The sequence below is a fragment of the Pseudomonas anguilliseptica genome, from assembly GCF_900105355.1.
GTDB lineage: Bacteria > Pseudomonadota > Gammaproteobacteria > Pseudomonadales > Pseudomonadaceae > Aquipseudomonas > Aquipseudomonas anguilliseptica.
This window is the reverse complement of sequence record NZ_FNSC01000001.1, coordinates 2,918,293-2,935,625: the sequence shown is the minus strand read 5'-3', so window position 1 is coordinate 2,935,625 and position 17,333 is coordinate 2,918,293. Positions and strand designations below refer to the sequence as shown.

The following is a 17,333-nucleotide window of genomic DNA, read 5'->3' as shown; positions in this document are numbered from 1 at the left end:
ACCACTAGTGGCCTGTCTGGTTAATCCAATAACTCATTCCGAATTACAGCCAGCTTTGCTCGATGCACGGAGCTGATAATCGACTCAGCCGTTTTGCTCCAGCGGAACGGCTTAGCCGAATGTTCGTTATGAGCCTCAATGAAGCGACGTATCGCCGCTCTCAGGTCAGCCACGCTGCTGAAGGCATCACGATAAAGCGCCCGTCTTTCCAGTTGCGCAAACCAGCCCTCCACGGCGTTCAGCCACGAGGCGCTGGTCGGTGTGAAGTGCAGCTTGAAACGGGGATGCTTCTCCAGCCATTCCCTGACGGCAGCGATCTTGTGAGTCGAGCTGTTGTCCAGAATTACATGCAGGTCCAGCTCGACGGGGGTGCTGCGGTCGATCTGTCGAAGGAACTCCAAAAACTCCTTGGCCCTGTGCCGCTGGGTGATACGGCCGATGACCTTACCCGTCAGGATGTCAAAGGCTGCGTACAGACTGGCCGTACCGTGGCGCTTATAGTCATGCGTCCGCCGCTCAATCTGCCCGGGCTTGAGCGGCAGCATGGGCTGTGTGCGGTCCAGCGCCTGGATCTGTGTTTTTTCGTCAACAGATAGCACCAGGGCGTTGTCGGGCGGATTCAAATAGAGCCCGACGACATCGACCACTTTGTCTGCAAAGTGCGGGTCGTTACTGATCTTGAAGGTTTTCAACCGGTGCGGCTTGAGGTCGGCAGCAGCCCACACCTGTGCGACCTGCCAGATGCTGACCCCAGCGTACTTGGCCATCAACCGTAGGCTCCAGTGGGTAGCTTCGCGCGGGACTCGCTGGGTCGTCAGCGTCAGGATTTCCTTGATCTTCGCTTCGTTGAGCTTGCGAGGCGCTCCACTGCGCCGCAGGTCACTCAGCCCCTCCAGACCGGTCTCCTGGTAGCGTTTACGCCATTTGAAGACCACTGGCGCAGAGACTTGCAGCTGCTCGCTGATCTCCTTGGGCGTGAGACCGTTGGCCAGCAGCAACAGAATTCTGGCCCGCTGGCCGATGCTCTGAGGCAGCGATCCCATGCGTAACCAGCCTTGCAGCATGTCGGCATCACTGGGACTCAAGAAGAATGGGGCTGCTGGCCGGGCCATATGGGAGCTCAATTCATGACGATAGAGCGCGCAGTATACTGGCTCGGCATTGGATTAACGAATTTTACAGACAGCTCACTAGCCAGCAGCGAAAGTGTCAGGGCGCCAGTTTGCAGCAGACTTTTTGTTGTTTTCATAGTCATAGTCGTCCTTAAAAATCTCGTCCGCTTACTTAGAAGTTCACGCCAAAGCTGAGCGCAACGAAGTCGCGGTCAATTGAAGTGTTGTATTTACCGCCGAAGAAATCGGTGTAGGCCAAGCTGGCGGTGTAAGTGTTCTGGTAATCAGCGTCCAGACCCAGGCTCACAGCCTTGGCACCTTCAGTGAACAGACCATTAGGACCATAACCATCAACGTCATGCGACCAGGAAACGCTCGGTTTCAGGTTCACACCCGCGAAGACATCCGGGTAATCCCAGATAGCGCGAGCACGGTAGCCCCAAGCAGTGGAAGTCACGAAGCCATCGTCTTCACAGTACTTGGACTGATTCTCGAGACTTGCAGTACCAAGAGTGCTGGCGTTCAGCGTGCTGCAGGTATTCAGTGCACCGGTTGCTGGCAGAGGACCTGGACCGTAAACCGGATCACGGCCGTAGCGAATTTCGCTGGAGTTCTCAAGGCCGCCCACATGCACAACGCCGATCTCACCGACCAAGGTAAGGCGGCTGGCGCCCATTACCTGATCAAAGAAGTGAGTAAAGGTGGTCTGGAACTGAGTGACCTCCTTGCGCCGGTAACCGTTTACTTCCTGGCCAGGCTGCCCATCAATCAGGGAAGCATTACCGAACAAACCACCCAGTGGGTTTACCCCAGCAAACAAGATGTCTGTGGTGTTAAACAGCACCGGGGCATTCGGGCGATAACTTACTTCGCCACTCACTGCTGTACCGGTGGGCAGCGTTGTCGAGAAGCTCAGGCCGTAGAGCCGGATATCTTCTGGATACTCCAGGAAATAAGTCGAATTACCCGCCACAACCAGTGGTTGCAACTGAGCATTAGGGCCGGTGAAGGCCGCCTGCGCTGTTGAATAAACATTCGCAGCAGGACCGGCAGCGCTGAAGGCTGGAGTACGGCTGTGATAGTTCATGAAGTAAGCGCCGAACTCGGTGTCCAGGGCTGGTGAGAAGTAGCGGAAGGCAGTACCCCACTGACCATCGTCACGCGCATCGCGGTCTGCGACACGACGGACAAGAACGCCTTCGCTGTTTTGGTCAATAACCAGATCTGGTCGGTTTGGCAGCGCCCCACCGGTCAGCGCTGCTAGATTACGCAAGGTGTTGTTCACGCCTGCGCCAGCCAAGGGGTTGTTACTCAGAACACGGAGGTTGTTGTTGCAACCATCGGCAATGATATCGGCCTGGGCAAAGAAAGTGCCGCAGTTATCAACCACGGTCTGATCCCATTCAAGCTGGTAGAAAGCTTCCATGGAAAGGTTTTCGGTAAGACTCTGCGACACATAGAACATGTTTACCGGAATCAAGCCTTCCTTGATTTCAGCACCTGGGCGACGGAATGCGGACACATCGACCGGGTTAATTTCGTTGATGCTGTTACGGATGAAGGTACTTTCGCCCCAGCTTACAACTTGCTTACCCAAACGAACGGAACCCGGCTGATCGCCGATGGCGTAGTTGTGGTAAACGAAGGCATCGAGAATTTGCGCACCGGATGACTGAGCACCTTCTTTGCGATTGCTGTCACTGATGTCTTTAAACAGACGGCTTTCGTCTTTCAGCTCAAAGTCATACCAGTATTTACCGCGCACAAATACACCGGTATCACCGTATTTCAATTCAAGGTCATGAATACCCTTGAAAATTTTTGAGAAGGTTTCGCCTCGTTTGAAATTTTGACGCGAATCATCGGTGGTTTGAGAAAGTCCTTTACCACCATTGTTGGAACCTATCAGGTCTGGATCAGCGCCACGCACCGACCAGCTCGCGCCAACCGACAGGGACGAGTCGAACTGACCTTCGATTTCACCGATATTGAAAGTAACGCCGAATGCAGGTGCGGCGAGGGTGGATGCGAGGCTGACGGCCAGTGGCAGTTTTGCCAGGAGCCAGGTTTGTTTTGTTTTTGTCATCGACGCTACTCCATGTGTTTTTTGTTATGGATGGTGCGGACTATAGCCAGCGGGTACTTCTGCTTGATCCCTCTAAAGTGTGATTTGCAGCCCCCAGGCACTCTGGCTCGCAGGTTTCGGCGTGTTTGGCACAGCCGGCAGAGCCAAGAATGGCTTGGAATGAGCAATTAGCAAGCCAAACGCTTGTTTGACTGATCAGTCACCAAAAGCACCCTGACTTGGCGCGAATCGAACAGCCCAGAGAGTTTCGCCAAACTCTCCAGAAAAACCCTACGGAATCAGCTGAAAGGCTCTAATCATCAGGCTTTTGCGGTACTGCAAGGCAAGCACGCAAAGAGGCGAGGCTTGCGCCTCACCCGCAGCACAACACCTTAGACAGTCGACAGAAACGGGCTGCCCGCGGTCTGCCACTGGACGATATCCAGGCGAATGCGCTTCTTATCCAGCTTGCCGACGCTGGTCTTGGGAACTTCGGTAACAAGGGCGATCTGCGACGGTATCGCCCACTTGTTGATGCTGCCCTGATCGACAAAAGGCTTGAGGTGTTCCTTGAGACCCTTGGCATCCAGGCTTTGGCCATCGCGCAATACCAACAGGGCGAATGGCCGCTCGCCCCACTGCGGATCGACCACACCGACCACAGCCACTTCACGTACAGCGGGGTGACGGCTGATCAGGTCTTCCAGCTCCAGAGAGGAAATCCATTCGCCACCGGTCTTGATCACATCCTTGATACGGTCGCGGATATCGATAAAGCCGAAATCGTCGATGGTCGCCACATCACCAGTGTGCAGCCAGCCGTGTTCCCACAGCTCGGCGCCCTTCTCCGGTTCGCGGAAGTAACCCTGGGTCAGCCACGGCGCACGCAGCACCAGTTCGCCCTGGCTTTCGCCATCGGCCGGTAACAGGGTGCCATCAGCGGACATGATCGCCGCTTCCACCAGCGGCACCGGCACGCCAGCCTTGATCCGGTAGGTGGTACGTTCATCTTCGCTACCGGCCATCAGCTCATCGTTGATATGCGCGCAGGAGATCAGCGGGCAGGTTTCCGACATGCCGTAGGCGGCGGTCAGCTGAATGCCGCGCGCCTTGGCCGCTTCGTACAGCGAACGATTGAGCGCGCTGCCGCCGATTATCATCTTCAGGCCGCCAAAGTCGTGGCCCTGAGCACCTGGAGCAGCTAATACCATCTGCAGAATGGTCGGCACGCAGTGGGAGAAGGTCACCTTCTCCTCTTTGATCAGGCGGCAAAGCATGTCCGGCTCGTAACGGCCGGGATAGACCTGTTTGATCCCCAGCATGGTGGCCACATATGGAATGCCCCAGGCATGCACGTGGAACATCGGGGTGATCGGCATATACACATCGTTGGTGCCCAGCAGGCGGATGCTGTCCAGGCTACCCAGCACGCTGGCTTCGGCCATGGTGTGTAGCACCAACTGGCGATGGCTGAAATACACACCCTTGGGGTTGCCGGTGGTACCAGTGGTGTAGAAGGTGGTGGCGACCGAGTTTTCGTCAAAATCCGGGAAGTCGTAACGCGCGCTGGCGGCGGCCAGCAGGTTTTCGTATTCACCGACCAGGCCGCCCAGGTCGGCGGTTTTCTCGGCGGCATCGGTGAGCAGAATGGTCTTCTCCACCGTCGTCAGCTGGCTTTCGATACCCTTGTACAGCGGCACGAACTCGCTGTTGACCAGCACGAACTTATCGTCGGCATGGTTCATGGTGTAGAGAATCTGATCGGCCGATAGGCGGATATTGATGGTATGCAGCACTGCGCCGATCATCGGAATGGCGAACATGCACTCCAGGTAACGGTGGCTGTCCCAGTCCATCACGGCCACAGTGTCACCGGCCTTGACCCCGGCCTCAGTCAGCACATTGGCCAGGCGCGCCACGCGCTCGTTGAGGGTCGCGTAGCTGTAACGCAGTTGATCTCGGTAGACGATTTCGCGGGTTTTCTCGTAACGAATGCCCGACAGCAGCAGACGCTTGATCAACAGCGGCGCTTGGTGTGCATTGTCGGCGGGAGCAATCAGGCGAGTCTGCAGCATGGCGGTACCTATTGTTGGTTTTTTCAGTGCGGCCAATCTAGAGCCCCCGCCGCCGGATCAAATCAGCCCAAAGAATGATTTTTCGTGTGACTCTTTGGGCATTTTTAGTCACGCAGTAGAATCGGTGGCTCGCATCCGATGTGTTTGGCCCACGATCTACTACAAAAACGAGGAATTTTCTGATGTCCGATATCGTCATCGTCAGCGGCGCACGTACGCCGATGGGTGGTTTTCAAGGCAGCCTGTCGAGCATTGCCGCGGTTGACCTGGGTGCGGCCGCCATTCGCGCGGCAGTTGAGCGCTCCGGTATTGCCCCTGCCGACGTACAGGAAGTGATCATGGGCTGCGTGCTGCCTGCCGGCCTCAAACAGGGCCCGGCCCGCCAGGCGTCGCTGAACGCCGGCCTGCCCGCTGCTACCGGTTGCACCACGATCAACAAGCTCTGCGGTTCGGGTATGAAAGCGGTGATGATGGCGTTTGATTCGCTCAAGGCCGGCAGCAATAACGTGATGATTGCCGGTGGCATGGAGAGCATGTCCAACGCGCCCTACATCATGACCAAGGCCCGCGCGGGCCTGCGCATGGGCCACGGCGAGATCAAGGACCACATGTTCCTCGACGGCCTGGAAGATGCGCGCACCGGCCGCCTGATGGGCTCCTTCGCCCAAGAAACCGCTGACCAGTACGGCATCACCCGTGAGCAGATGGACGCCTACGCCATCGAGTCGCTGAAACGAGTCCAAGCCGCCATCGCCAGCGGTGCGCTGGATGCGGAAATCGTCCCGATCACCGTCAGCGGCCGCAAGGACGATGTCGTGGTCAAGGATGACGAACAGCCGCTGAACGCCAACCTGGAGAAAATTCCAGGTCTGAAGCCGGCCTTCCGCAAGGACGGCAGCATCACGGCGGCCAACGCCAGCTCGATCTCCGACGGCGCCTCGGCGCTGCTGCTGATGACTGCCGAAGAAGCCGCCAAGCGTGGCCTCAAGCCACTGGCGAAGATTGTCGCCCACGCCACCCAGAGCCAGGACCCAAGCGAGTTCACCATCGCGCCGATTGGCTCGATCACTAACCTGCTGAAAAAAACCGGTTGGGACAAGGCTGACGTTGACCTGTACGAGATCAACGAAGCCTTCGCCATGGTCACCATGCTGGCCATCCGTGAGCACGGCCTGGATCACGCCAAGGTCAACGTCTACGGCGGCGCCTGCGCCCAAGGCCACCCGGTCGGCTCCACCGGCTCGCGAATCATCCTGACCCTGATCAACGCACTGAAAAACACCGGCGGCAAACGCGGCATCGCCTCGTTGTGCATCGGTGGCGGCGAGGCCACTGCTGTAGCGGTTGAGCTGATTTAAAAGGATCGATGCATGGCCGCAATGGCCATGTTAAAGCCGCAGTAACGGGCCAGCCTTGCGCTGGCCCGTTGCGTTTTAGATGCCGATTTTGTCCAGCGACTTGCCAACCTTGCGCCAGAAGCTGCGCTGCATGCGCTCGGTTTCGCCACTGGCGGCAATCCGTTCGAAAGGCTGAATCTCCCGGGTGGCACCGATTTCCGCGTCCGCCACCGCCTTGGATACCAGTTGCAGCGGACCATCGCCCTGGCTGGACGCCTGCTCATTGACTGGCGGCGGGTTGAGCTCGTCATAGCGCAGGTAGTAGATACCACCAGCTTCAGCATCCAGGGTGAAGCTGCTGATCAGGGTGAAGTCCAGCGGGCCGTCAGCGAAGAAGGTCCAGTGCGTGCCAAACAGCGGCCGACGCATCTCCAGCTGGTAACTGGCGATATCGAACTCCAGCACCATATAGGCATTGCTCGGCAGGCTGCCGATGCGCGCGTTGTTCAGAAACAGCGCAGGCGCTTCCAGCTCCTGGTCTGCCCAGTCGCTTTGTGGGCGGTACAGGTAAACCAGCGCGTGGTTGTCATCACTGAGCACGTGCTCACGAAACGCTTCGCCCTCGGTCTCCCCAAAAAATGCCCCTGGGGTCGAGCAACCACTCAAGGCGACCAACAACAGCACTGCAAGCCAGGGCAGACCATGCATCGACAGCATCCTTATTTGAGTTATGTGCCGAGCATAGCCGCGCCCTGCTCGCCCCACACCAGACAAAAGTGCGGGCCGAACAAGTGCGGGTCAGCGGCGACGATCGAGCAGGTTGACCAGCAACTGATCCAGCGCGCCCCAGATGGATTGCTGCACGCGCCGCCACCAGGGCCGCGCGCGCCAATCGGCCAGGGTGATTTCCTGGCTATCGGCAAAGTCCGCCTGAAAGCTTGCCGCCACGCTGGCGGTAAACTGCGGGTCCAGCGCTTCGAGGTTGGCGTCCAGGTTGAAGCGCAGGTTCCAGTGGTCGAAGTTGCAGGAACCGACGCTGACCCAGTCATCCACCAACACCATCTTCAGGTGCAGAAAGCGCGGCTGATACTCGAAGATGCGTACCCCGGCCTTGAGCAGGCTGGCGTAGTAGCGCTGGCCAGCAAAGCGCACCGGCGGATGATCGGTATTCTGGCCGGCCAGCAACAGATGCACCTCGACGCCACGCCTGGCGGCTTGACGCAGGGTGCGACGCACGCGCCAGGTCGGCAGAAAATAGGGCGTTGCCAGCCAGATGCGCTGCTTGGAGCCGCGCAGTGCGCGCACCAGCGAAAGCAGGATGTCGCGATACTGCGAAGCATCGGCAAAGGCCACACGGCCCAAGCCCTGGCCCAGTGCAGGCAATGCCGGCAGGTTTTTCAGGCGCAGAGGCATACGCGGTCGCCAGGCAATCCAGGCCTGACTCGCCTGCCACTGGCGTTCAAACAGCTGCTGCCAGTCGGCCACCAGCGGCCCGCTGATTTCCACCATAACCTCATGCCAAAGGCTGCTGTCTTGCTCCGGCTGCCAGAATTCATCGGTCGCGCCAGTACCGCCGACAAAGGCAAATTGCCCATCGACCAGTAGAAGCTTGCGGTGATCACGATGAAAGTTGCGTACACCATGCTTCCAGCGCAGTGGGTTGTACCACTGCACCTGCACGCCGGCGGCCTGCAGCATCTGCCGATCCGCGGCATGCAAACCCTGCGCACCAAAGGCATCCAGCAGACAACGCACCACGACGCCACGCTGGGCAGCCGCGCACAACGACGCCAGCAAGGCGCGCCCGCAGGTTCCGCTTTCCACCAGATAGAGTTCCAGTTCGACCTGCCGCTGCGCGACGTCGATGCGCGCCAGCATCTGCACAAAGAACTGCGGCCCATCGATCAGCAAGGTCAGTGCATTACCGCGTCGCCAGGGAAAGACGTTATGCGGCATGACCGTTCACGCGGCGGTTGACTCTGCGCATTGCGGCTCACGCATGGGAAATGGAGTCGCCACCATAGCCGCCCGGCAGGGCCTTGCAAACCCTGCCGAGCGATCAGCCAGACGCAGCCCTGTTACGGCAGCGGCGCGGCCTGTGGTAATAGCTGACAGCCCTGACGCGGGCCCAGCCACTGCGCGCTCTGGGTGCTGCCCAGGCCGCGCGCGGTCACGCGCTTGTTGGCTTGATCATCGAAGAAGCCGGAGAGCGAAACATACTGCGCCACATACGCTTCGCAGTAGTCGGCCGGGTTGTTCGCCACATAGCGGCACGAACAATATTCCTTGGCCGAGTAAGCGCCGATGATGCCTGGGAAGGCTTGCAGGTGTACGCGATTCTGCCAGGCCAGGGCGGCGAGCAGCATCACAATCAGCAACAACAGGCTGCTGAACGGACGACGACGGATCATGGCTGCACCTCATCGGCCAACGCAGCAAGAACCAGCTTGAGAAAATAGTTGCGATCAAAGCTGCCATCGCGGTCATCGGCGTAACGCACGATCACCAAGTTTTCGCTGGCAATCACATACAACCCCTGCCCCCAGTGCCCGGACGCCACCAGGGTGTCTTCCGGCGCATCCGGCCACGGCCTGCTCGCACCGGCTACCGCCGCGTTCAGCCACCACTGGCCGCCGGGCACTGCCTCACCCGGCTTTTCGGCCTGCGGTTGGTAGCTGGCAAACGGCGTGCGATTGAAGTCGACCCAGGCCTTGGGCAACAACTGCTGCTCGCCCCAACGGCCATCGCGCTGCATCAGCAGGCCGACACGAGCCAGGTCACGAGCGCTCATGTAGACGTATGAGGAACCGACAAAGGTGCCGGCGGCATCGCGCTCCCAGACTGCGGTGGTGATCCCCAGCGGATCGAACAGTGCGGTCCAGGGGTAATCAGCGTAAGCCGCCTCGCCCACCATGTTCTTCAAGGCGGCGGCCAGCACGTTGGTATCGCCGCTGGAATAGCGGAAGCGCGCCCCCGGTTCAGCATCGGCGCTATGCGCCGCGGTAAACGCCGCCATATCACTGCGACCACGGGTGTAGAGCATCGCCACCACCGAGGACTTCAGTGGCGCGTATTCATAATCTTCCTGCCAGTCCAGGCCCGAGGCCCAGTTGAGCAAGTGGCCAACCTTGACCTGCGGGTGTGCAGCAAACGGCGGGTAGTAATCGGCTACCGGCGCATCCAGACGGAAGCGGCCCTGGCCGTAGGCCACGCCTATAGTAGTAGCCAACAGGCTCTTGGCCATCGACCAGGTCAGGTGTGGCGTGGCGGCAGTGGTCGGTGCGGCATAGCGCTCATAGACCACCTGGCCATCGCGGATCACCAGCAGGGCATCAGTGCGTACGCCTTTGCGGGTGGCGTCATCGCGGTCGGGAAAGGCGTAGCTTTCCAGCTCGCTGAGGGCGGCGCTCGGCGCAGCCAGCTGACTGTCCCAGTCGCTGCCAGGCCAGTTCTCGGCCTGCGCCGTAGCGCAGCCCAGAGCGAAGACGCACGCCAACATCAGCCGCCGCGCGGGAAAGGGAGTGAAGGACATGGAGCCGCCTCTGCTGGGATCGAAGGCGGCACCCTAGCATGCTGCCGATGACGACAAATAGCGCCGAACACGCCGGTTTAGCCGGCAATTCGGCGCGAAAAGTCACAGCATTTATTTAGGCCACTATTTCGGTAGGCGGTAATCCTCCGGCCCCATCAGATCCATGCCGCACTCCAGGTTCTCGATCCAGTAGAGGAAGGCATTGATCATTTCTGCGCCGACAAAGGGTCGGCCGTGCTGCGGCACAATCATCGCCACATCCATCTCGCGGACCATCGCCGCCCACAGACGGCAGGCCTTGTTGCCGGCCATGTAGCGCCGGTGAAAACCGAGCATGTTCGGCACATGGTTGACGAAGTCCGTCACCGGGTGTGCGTCATCGACCATCGAGGCGCCCATGTCACCGGAAAACAGAATTCTGCTCACTGGGTCATACAACTGGAAGTTGCCCACCGAGTGGAGAAAATGCGCCGGGACCGCCTTGAGCGTGCATTTGCCAAGGCTGAAGGATTGGCCACGGTCCGGCAGCGCGATAATCCGGTCAAAGGTGTTGATGCCACGACTGAGTGCCAGGTAATTGGCCGTCAGGTGCGGCAGAAAGCGCGCCCAGAGTTTGGAGCAGATCACCCGTGCGCGGGTGTGCAGCAGCCATTTATCCAGCGAGGCGATGATGTCCGGGTCCTGGTGCGAGGCAAAGATGTAAGTCAGGTCCTGTACCGGAATGTGCTTGGACAGCTCCAGTGACAGCGGCGTGTAGGTCAGGTCACCGCCCGGATCGAGCAGCAGGTACTGCTCGTTGTCGGTGATCAGAAACTGGTTGGACTGCACGCCCTCCCCGCTAACCAGGTCATCGAACATCATGCATTGATGCTCGCCGTTATCGAACAGCATTATGGGCTCGCGTCGCATGGCAGGCTCTCTCCCGAAAGCCCGCGAGCTTACTGGCGCAGCAACTCAGCCTTACTGATCTGGATCAAGCCGGCACGTCATGCCGAGTTAAAGGTTGATGCCGAGCACCGCCTGTGCCTTGTGCAAACGTTTGCTGCGCGCGCTGCCTGCAATCGCCAGCAGGCCTTTGTCGCGTTGCCAGAGCTGCGCCCAGTGCGCATCGCCGGCAGCAAAGGCGTTGTCCAGATCACTGCGCAGGCTGTCGAACTGAGCAAACAGCCCGGCCAACAGCAGATGACTGCCCGCCGCACTCGGGCATTGCCGAGCCACTTCCGCGCAGCCGGCCAACAGACCAAGCAAGCGCAACTGCAGGGCCTGCGGCCAGGCCGACTCCTGCCCCACGCCAAACAGCCAGGCCGTCAGCGCTGCCAACACATGGGTGTCTTCCAATGTGCGGAAGGGTTTTACGTAAGCATCCCAACCGTCACCGGGCAGCCGCTCGCAATGCGCGCCTTGTAGATGCAGACGGCCATGGCTGACATCCGGCATCAGCGGCAATACCGGCAGTGTCTCGATCTTCACCCCCGGCGCGCCATTGCGCACCACCCCAAGCGCAAGCTGCACCGGCGCGCCGTCGGTTTCCTCACGGGCGGCCACCAGCAACCAGTCGGCGGAATCGGCAGCGGTAACAAAATCCTTGCGGCCATTGAGGGTCAGCGCGGCGATCCGCGTACTCATGTCCACCGGACGGGTACTGCGATTCTCGGTTACACACAGCGCGCCCAAGGTCCAGGGCGCGGCCGGCCAGAGTGCGCGTAACGCGCCTTGATAGCCGGAGAGAAACGCCAGCCCCGGCGTCGCGGCCAACCGGCCACCGAGCAGGGCCAGCTGAAACGGCGTTGGGTTGCCGATGCGCTCGAGCAGGCTGGCATACCACTCCTCCAGCCCCGTGACCGGCAGACGCGCTTGCGGACTCAACAGCTGTTGCCAGGGCATGCATTGTTCCTTGTTCTAGGGATTGAAATCAGTGTCACACAAGCATCACCAAATCTTCATGGAGGTGACACCAGCGCTACCTAGCCTGAGCTTGCCCAACAAGATCGACCGGCTGCAAGGCAAAAAGCCGGCTAATGGAGATGACGGCATGACCCAGATGGCACTTAAAGCTACTCCCGCTCGCCGCCTGCAGGCCGAGCGTTTGCAAGGCGCTGCCGCCCTGCGCGAAGCCCAGGCACTGCGCTTTCGCGTATTCAGCGCCGAATTCGATGCCAAGCTCAAGGGTGCCGAACTGGGCCTGGACATGGATGACTACGACATTCACTGCCAACACATCGGCGTGCGTGACCTGGGCAGCGGTGAGCTGGTGGCCACCACCCGCCTGCTCGACCACCGCGCGGCCGCCAGCCTGGGGCGCTTCTACAGCAAAGAAGAATTCAGCCTGCATGGCCTGCCGCACCTTGAAGGGCCGGTGCTGGAAATCGGCCGCACCTGCGTCGACGCAGCCTACCGCAACGGCGCGACCATCGCCGTGCTCTGGGGCGAATTGGCCGAAGTACTCAACCAAGGCGCTTACCGCTACCTGATGGGTTGCGCGAGCATCTCCATGCAGGCCGGTGGCATCCAGGCCCAGGCGATCATGCAGCGCCTGCGTGAACGCTACCTATGTACCGAGCATTTGCGCGCCGTACCGAAAACCCCGCTGCCGGCGCTGGATGTGCCGGGCAACGTGATCGCCGAAATGCCGCCGCTGCTCAAGGCCTATATGCGCCTGGGCGCGAAGATCTGCGGCGAGCCGTGCTGGGATCAGGATTTCCAGGTCGCCGACGTGTTTATCCTGCTCAAGCGTGACGAGCTATGCCCGCGCTACGCCCGGCACTTTAAGGCCGCCGTGTAGGTTGGGCTGAGCGCAGCGATGCCCAACGGACGATGTCCGTCTGACATCGACGTGCACCGGTCATCGCTTGTTGGGCTTCGTCGCTGCGCTTCTCAACCCAACCTACACACTAACAGCAGATCGGAGCAGAGTTGCACAAATCGCCGGCACTCTGTAGACAGTGCCGGCGTTTGTGTTTTTGCAGCGAGAGAGTTCGATGAAGAAGGTGCGTTTGTACCTGCGCCTGACGCGCCTGCTACTGGTGATCAGCCTCGGCACCCTGCTGGCGGCGGGCATCACCCTGCTCGAACGCCTGGTGCGGCATGACCTGATGCCAACCCGCCAACGCCTGACCCGCTGGTTTCTCGCGCGCCTGGCCGGGGCGCTGCCATTCCGCTTGCAGGTACGGGGCGAGCTGCCGCGTCAGCCGATGCTGTGGGTCAGCAACCATGTGTCCTGGACTGATATTCCGCTGCTCGGCATGCTCACTCCGCTGTCCTTTCTGTCCAAGGCTGAGGTGCGCACCTGGCCGGTGGCCGGCTGGCTGGCGCACAAGGCCGGCACCCTGTTTATTCGCCGGGGTTCGGGTGATAGCGGCCTGCTCAGCCAGCAGCTGGGCAACCACTTGCAACGCGGGCGTAACCTGCTGATCTTCCCCGAAGGCACCACCACCGATGGGCTGGGCCTGCGGACCTTCCACGGCCGCTTGCTGAGTAGCGCGATCGACAGCGGCGTATCAGTACAGCCGGTGGCCATCCGCTACCTGCGCGACGGCAAGCCCTGTAGCGTGGCACCGTTTATTGGTGACGACGACATGCTCTCGCATCTGCTGCGCCTGCTAAGCAGCGAGCTGAGCGAAGTGCAGATCCAGCTGCTGCCACCAATTGCCAGCAGCGAGCTGAACCGCAACGCACTGGCCCGCGCGGCGCAGCAAGCGATCAGCCAGGCATTATTTGGAGTCGCGGAACTATGCGAGGAAGAAAGCCAGGCCGCCTAACCGCCTAACCCACGCTCGCGAGTAACGAAGTCCTGCAACTCGGGATAGAACTGGCGAAAATCCTCCAGCAGCGGCTGATACAGCCGCTCCAGCTCGGCGGCACCGCCGGCCAGCAAGCCCGGCCGCGAAAGCCGCCGATCAATCCCCGCGACCACCTGCTCCAGCACGGCAAACTCGCGGTAACTGCCCAGCCAGTCCTGCGCGGCCATGCGCGGCGCAATACGTGCCAGGCGCTCGGGTAAGTGTGGCTCGGCGGCCAGCACCTGATACACCCGCCCAGTAAAATGCGGCAGCGGCTCGGCGGCATAGTCGCCCCAATTCAGCGCCAGGCAGTGATCGAAAAACACATCCAGCAAGATGCCGCTGTAGCGTCGCCGCTCTAGGGCGAAGCGCGCCCGTGCCTGCGCTTGCAGCGGGTGGCTGTCGGTGAATACATCGATGCGTCGGTGCAGGCGGATGGCCGCTTCGATATCCGCCGGCCACTGCCCAGCCAGCGGCCCTTTGACGAAATCGCCATACAGACTGCCGAGCAGCTGTGCCGGCGCGTCGCCGCCGAGATGTAAGTGCGCGAGGTAATTCATGGCCACAGCTTACACATCAGCCGCCATGATGATGACTATCGCCACGAACGATCTGTATATCGCCAGAAGCCGATATAGAGTTCGCCCCATCGCGATATGGCGTTACCGCACACAGGGGATACCCCGCATGCAACTCGACATCGATGAAGTGATCAAGGCCCTGGCCCACCCCGTGCGGCGTGACATCCTGCATTGGCTGAAAGACCCGCAGGCGTATTTCGCCGACCAGGATCACCCGCTGGAGATCGGTGTGTGCGCAGGCAAGATCGATCAGCGCACCGGGCTGTCGCAATCAACAGTCTCCGCGCACCTGGCAACCCTGCAACGTGCCGGCCTGATTAGCAGCAAGAAGGTTGGCCAGTGGAACTTCTTCAAACGCAATGAAGAGACCATCCAGGCGTTCCTCAACCACATCAGCCAAGCGCTCTAAACCAACTTTTACATTCACTTTTTTCAGGAGCTGACGGCATGCCTGCAGCGCTTCTCGTCCTCGCTTTGTCCGCGTTTGCCATCGGCACCACGGAATTCGTCATCATGGGTCTGCTGCCGGAAGTCGCGGGCGACCTCGGTGTGTCGATTCCCGGCGCCGGCTGGCTGGTCACCGGTTACGCCTTGGGCGTGGCCATCGGCGCGCCGTTTATGGCCCTGGCCACCGCCAGCTGGCCGCGCAAAGCCTCACTGTTAACGCTGATGAGCATCTTTATCGCTGGCAACCTGTTCTGCGCCCTGGCCAGTGATTACCAGATGCTGATGCTCGCCCGGGTAATCACCGCCCTTTGCCATGGCGCGTTCTTCGGCATCGGCTCGGTGGTTGCCGCCAGCCTGGTGCCGGCCAATCGCCGCGCTTCAGCCGTAGCCTTGATGTTTACCGGCCTGACCCTGGCCAATGTGCTCGGCGTGCCGCTGGGCACCGCCCTCGGTCAGTACGCTGGCTGGCGATCGACCTTCTGGGCCGTGACCCTGATTGGCGTGATCGCACTGATCGGTCTGTGGCGCGTGTTACCTAGCAAGAGCGATGAAGCCAAGGCCGACTTCGCCAGCGAAGTGCGCGCCCTGCGCGGTGCCGGCCTGTGGCTGGCGCTGAGCACCACGGCGCTGTTCTCCGCGGCGATGTTTGCCCTGTTCACCTACATTGCGCCGCTGCTTGGTGAAGTCACGGGCGTGTCGCCCAACGGTGTGACCTGGACCCTGCTGCTGATTGGCCTCGGTCTGACGTTGGGTAACGTGCTCGGCGGGCGCGTGGCCGACCGCAGCCTGAAGGCCACCCTGGTCGGCGTATTCATCGCCATGGCGGTGATCTCCACCCTGTTCAACTGGACCAGCCAGGCGCTGATCCCCGCCGAATTCACCCTGTTCCTCTGGGCCACCGCCGCCTTCGCGGCCGTGCCGGCCTTGCAGGTCAATGTGGTGGCCTTTGGCAGCGGAGCACCGAACCTGGTGTCGACCTTGAATATTGGCGCTTTCAACCTCGGTAACGCCCTCGGCGCCTGGGTGGGCGGCCTGGTGATTGCCGAAGGTTTCGGCCTGACCCGCGTGCCCCTGGCCGCTGCCGCCCTGGCGGTACTGGCGCTGCTGGCCACCCTGCTGACCTTCAGTACCCGTAGCCCTGAACCACAACTTGCACTCAACGAATAACCTGAGAGGACCGTCCCATGACTACGCTTTTCGACCCGATCCAGATTGGCGACCTGCAACTCAACAACCGCATCATCATGGCTCCGCTGACCCGCTGCCGCGCCGATGAGGGCCGCGTGCCCAATGCGCTGATGGCCGAGTACTACGTACAACGCGCCAGCGCCGGGTTGATCATCAGTGAAGCCACCTCCGTAACCCCTGTGGGCGTCGGCTACCCAGACACCCCCGGCATCTGGTCGGCTGATCAGGTACGCGGCTGGAGCAATATCACCAAGGCTGTGCACGCCGCAGGCGGCAAGATCGTCCTGCAGCTGTGGCACGTTGGACGCATTTCCGACCCGATCTACCTGAACGGTCAACTGCCGGTCGCGCCGAGCGCCATCCAGTCGGCGGGCCACGTCAGCCTGGTGCGCCCGATGAAGGAATTCGTCACCCCGCGCGCCCTGGAAACCGAAGAAGTTGCTGATATCGTCGAGGCCTATCGCCAAGGCGCGGAAAACGCCAAAGCCGCCGGTTTTGATGGCGTGGAAATCCACGGCGCGAACGGTTACCTGCTCGACCAGTTCCTGCAGAGCAGCACCAACCAGCGCAGCGACCGTTATGGCGGCAACCTGGAAAACCGCGCACGCCTGCTGCTGGAAGTCACCGATGCGGCAATCGAAGTCTGGGGCGCTGGCCGCGTTGGCGTACACCTGTCGCCACGGGCTGACCTCCACGATATGGGCGACGCCAACCGCGCCGAGACTTTCACCTACGTGGCGCAGGAGCTGGGCAAACGCGGCATCGCCTTTATCTGCGCCCGTGAGCAGGAGGCCGACGACAGCCTGTCACCAAGTCTGAAACAAACCTTCGGCGGCGTATTTATCGCCAACGAACGCTTCACCAAGGATCAGGCCAATGCCTGGCTGGCTGAAGGCAAGGCCGATGCAGTGGCCTTCGGCGTGCCGTTTATCGCCAACCCGGACCTGCCCGCGCGCCTGGCGCAGGATGCCGAGCTGAATGCGCCACGCCCGGAAACCTTCTACAGCCAAGGTCCGGTCGGCTACCTCGACTACCCAACGCTGTAAGCCGGAGGCTGCCGCTCTGTCGTAGGAGGGGCTGGGCGGCATTCCGCTTTAGCCGCGATAGCGTTATCGAACGTTCGCCGCTAAAGCGCCTTCCACAGAGGCTCGCCAGTATCAACCTGAGGTTTAAATGCCTCAAAAAAGAAGCCCGCCAATTGGCGGGCTTTTCCGTTG

General features: G+C 60.7%; 16 protein-coding genes. 6 read left to right on the top strand and 10 right to left on the bottom strand.

Going from position 1 to position 17,333, the window contains the following annotated elements; translation table 11 throughout:
• Window positions 1-20: 20 nt before the first annotated feature.
• The 3 genes from BLW24_RS14335 to BLW24_RS14325 form a co-directional block, all read right to left on the bottom strand.
• Window positions 21-1,112 (bottom strand): IS630 family transposase, encoded by a 1,092-nt coding sequence (locus BLW24_RS14335; RefSeq protein ID WP_090382645.1) that lies wholly within the window; start codon window positions 1,110-1,112, stop codon window positions 21-23.
• A 172-nt stretch (window positions 1,113-1,284) separates the two neighbouring features.
• Window positions 1,285-3,198 (bottom strand): DUF1302 domain-containing protein, encoded by a 1,914-nt coding sequence (locus BLW24_RS14330; RefSeq protein ID WP_090382642.1) that lies wholly within the window; start codon window positions 3,196-3,198, stop codon window positions 1,285-1,287.
• A gap of 371 nt (window positions 3,199-3,569) precedes the next feature.
• Complete coding sequence (locus BLW24_RS14325; protein WP_090382638.1) at window positions 3,570-5,252, bottom strand: fatty acid--CoA ligase; 1,683 nt, start codon at window positions 5,250-5,252, stop codon at window positions 3,570-3,572.
• Window positions 5,253-5,434: 182 nt separating this feature from the next.
• Between BLW24_RS14325 and BLW24_RS14320 the strand changes: the two genes are divergently transcribed.
• Window positions 5,435-6,610, top strand: coding sequence for a thiolase family protein (locus tag BLW24_RS14320; protein ID WP_090382633.1), 1,176 nt, complete (start codon window positions 5,435-5,437; stop codon window positions 6,608-6,610).
• 75 nt (window positions 6,611-6,685) lie between these two features.
• Here BLW24_RS14320 and BLW24_RS14315 read toward each other — a convergent pair whose 3' ends face one another.
• The 6 genes from BLW24_RS14315 to BLW24_RS14290 all read right to left on the bottom strand — a co-directional run bounded on the left by BLW24_RS14315 (window position 6,686) and on the right by BLW24_RS14290 (window position 12,005).
• Window positions 6,686-7,297 (bottom strand): DUF2846 domain-containing protein, encoded by a 612-nt coding sequence (locus BLW24_RS14315; protein ID WP_090387747.1) that lies wholly within the window; start codon window positions 7,295-7,297, stop codon window positions 6,686-6,688.
• A 90-nt stretch (window positions 7,298-7,387) separates the two neighbouring features.
• Complete coding sequence (locus tag BLW24_RS14310; RefSeq protein WP_090382629.1) at window positions 7,388-8,545, bottom strand: phospholipase D-like domain-containing protein; 1,158 nt, start codon at window positions 8,543-8,545, stop codon at window positions 7,388-7,390.
• Between the two features lie 122 nt (window positions 8,546-8,667).
• Entirely contained in the window at window positions 8,668-9,000 is a 333-nt protein-coding gene (locus BLW24_RS14305) for an amidase (RefSeq protein WP_090382626.1), read from the bottom strand.
• The gene (locus BLW24_RS14300) at window positions 8,997-10,121 is read right to left on the bottom strand and encodes a serine hydrolase domain-containing protein (RefSeq protein WP_090382623.1); all 1,125 of its coding nucleotides are present in this window, start codon (window positions 10,119-10,121) and stop codon (window positions 8,997-8,999) included. Before BLW24_RS14300 ends, BLW24_RS14305 begins: the two co-directional genes overlap by 4 nt.
• A 123-nt stretch (window positions 10,122-10,244) precedes the next feature.
• Window positions 10,245-11,030 (bottom strand): oxygen-binding di-iron domain-containing protein, encoded by a 786-nt coding sequence (locus BLW24_RS14295; RefSeq protein WP_090382615.1) that lies wholly within the window; start codon window positions 11,028-11,030, stop codon window positions 10,245-10,247.
• Window positions 11,031-11,117: 87 nt separating this feature from the next.
• Window positions 11,118-12,005, bottom strand: a complete 888-nt coding sequence (locus BLW24_RS14290) for an acyl-CoA dehydrogenase middle domain-containing protein (protein WP_090382609.1) — start codon at window positions 12,003-12,005, stop codon at window positions 11,118-11,120.
• 148 nt (window positions 12,006-12,153) lie between these two features.
• Here BLW24_RS14290 and olsB point away from each other — a divergent pair, with 148 nt between their 5' ends.
• On the top strand, window positions 12,154-12,903 hold the full coding sequence (gene olsB, locus BLW24_RS14285; RefSeq protein ID WP_090387746.1) for an L-ornithine N(alpha)-acyltransferase: 750 nt from the start codon (window positions 12,154-12,156) through the stop codon (window positions 12,901-12,903).
• Window positions 12,904-13,099: 196 nt separating this feature from the next.
• Entirely contained in the window at window positions 13,100-13,879 is a 780-nt protein-coding gene (locus BLW24_RS14280) for a lysophospholipid acyltransferase family protein (RefSeq protein WP_090382604.1), read from the top strand.
• On the opposite strand, the gene BLW24_RS14275 is transcribed toward BLW24_RS14280, so the two are convergent.
• Window positions 13,876-14,460 (bottom strand): acyl carrier protein phosphodiesterase, encoded by a 585-nt coding sequence (locus BLW24_RS14275; RefSeq protein WP_090382598.1) that lies wholly within the window; start codon window positions 14,458-14,460, stop codon window positions 13,876-13,878. The two genes, BLW24_RS14280 and BLW24_RS14275, sit on opposite strands and share 4 nt — an antisense overlap.
• 127 nt (window positions 14,461-14,587) lie before the next feature.
• On the opposite strand from BLW24_RS14275, the gene BLW24_RS14270 reads away from it, so the two are divergent.
• From BLW24_RS14270 to BLW24_RS14260, 3 genes are read left to right on the top strand one after another with little or no spacing between them, the layout of a single operon-like run.
• Window positions 14,588-14,890, top strand: coding sequence for an ArsR/SmtB family transcription factor (locus BLW24_RS14270; RefSeq protein WP_090382593.1), 303 nt, complete (start codon window positions 14,588-14,590; stop codon window positions 14,888-14,890).
• A gap of 38 nt (window positions 14,891-14,928) precedes the next feature.
• A complete protein-coding gene (locus tag BLW24_RS14265; RefSeq protein ID WP_090382590.1) occupies window positions 14,929-16,095 on the top strand; it encodes an MFS transporter in 1,167 nt (388 codons plus the stop codon).
• Between the two features lie 17 nt (window positions 16,096-16,112).
• Window positions 16,113-17,162 (top strand): alkene reductase, encoded by a 1,050-nt coding sequence (locus BLW24_RS14260; protein WP_090382587.1) that lies wholly within the window; start codon window positions 16,113-16,115, stop codon window positions 17,160-17,162.
• Window positions 17,163-17,333 lie beyond the last annotated feature (171 nt).

Coding starts and splice junctions, on each gene's coding strand:
- BLW24_RS14290 (WP_090382609.1), bottom strand. CDS start 12,005: ATGCCCTGGCAACAGCTGTTGAGTCCGCAAGCGCGTCTGCCGGTCACG.
- BLW24_RS14325 (WP_090382638.1), bottom strand. CDS start 5,252: ATGCTGCAGACTCGCCTGATTGCTCCCGCCGACAATGCACACCAAGCG.
- BLW24_RS14315 (WP_090387747.1), bottom strand. CDS start 7,297: ATGCATGGTCTGCCCTGGCTTGCAGTGCTGTTGTTGGTCGCCTTGAGT.
- BLW24_RS14330 (WP_090382642.1), bottom strand. CDS start 3,198: ATGACAAAAACAAAACAAACCTGGCTCCTGGCAAAACTGCCACTGGCC.
- BLW24_RS14280 (WP_090382604.1), top strand. CDS start 13,100: ATGAAGAAGGTGCGTTTGTACCTGCGCCTGACGCGCCTGCTACTGGTG.
- BLW24_RS14270 (WP_090382593.1), top strand. CDS start 14,588: ATGCAACTCGACATCGATGAAGTGATCAAGGCCCTGGCCCACCCCGTG.
- olsB (WP_090387746.1), top strand. CDS start 12,154: ATGACCCAGATGGCACTTAAAGCTACTCCCGCTCGCCGCCTGCAGGCC.
- BLW24_RS14335 (WP_090382645.1), bottom strand. CDS start 1,112: ATGGCCCGGCCAGCAGCCCCATTCTTCTTGAGTCCCAGTGATGCCGAC.
- BLW24_RS14310 (WP_090382629.1), bottom strand. CDS start 8,545: ATGCCGCATAACGTCTTTCCCTGGCGACGCGGTAATGCACTGACCTTG.
- BLW24_RS14300 (WP_090382623.1), bottom strand. CDS start 10,121: ATGTCCTTCACTCCCTTTCCCGCGCGGCGGCTGATGTTGGCGTGCGTC.
- BLW24_RS14320 (WP_090382633.1), top strand. CDS start 5,435: ATGTCCGATATCGTCATCGTCAGCGGCGCACGTACGCCGATGGGTGGT.
- BLW24_RS14305 (WP_090382626.1), bottom strand. CDS start 9,000: ATGATCCGTCGTCGTCCGTTCAGCAGCCTGTTGTTGCTGATTGTGATG.
- BLW24_RS14265 (WP_090382590.1), top strand. CDS start 14,929: ATGCCTGCAGCGCTTCTCGTCCTCGCTTTGTCCGCGTTTGCCATCGGC.
- BLW24_RS14260 (WP_090382587.1), top strand. CDS start 16,113: ATGACTACGCTTTTCGACCCGATCCAGATTGGCGACCTGCAACTCAAC.
- BLW24_RS14295 (WP_090382615.1), bottom strand. CDS start 11,030: ATGCGACGCGAGCCCATAATGCTGTTCGATAACGGCGAGCATCAATGC.
- BLW24_RS14275 (WP_090382598.1), bottom strand. CDS start 14,460: ATGAATTACCTCGCGCACTTACATCTCGGCGGCGACGCGCCGGCACAG.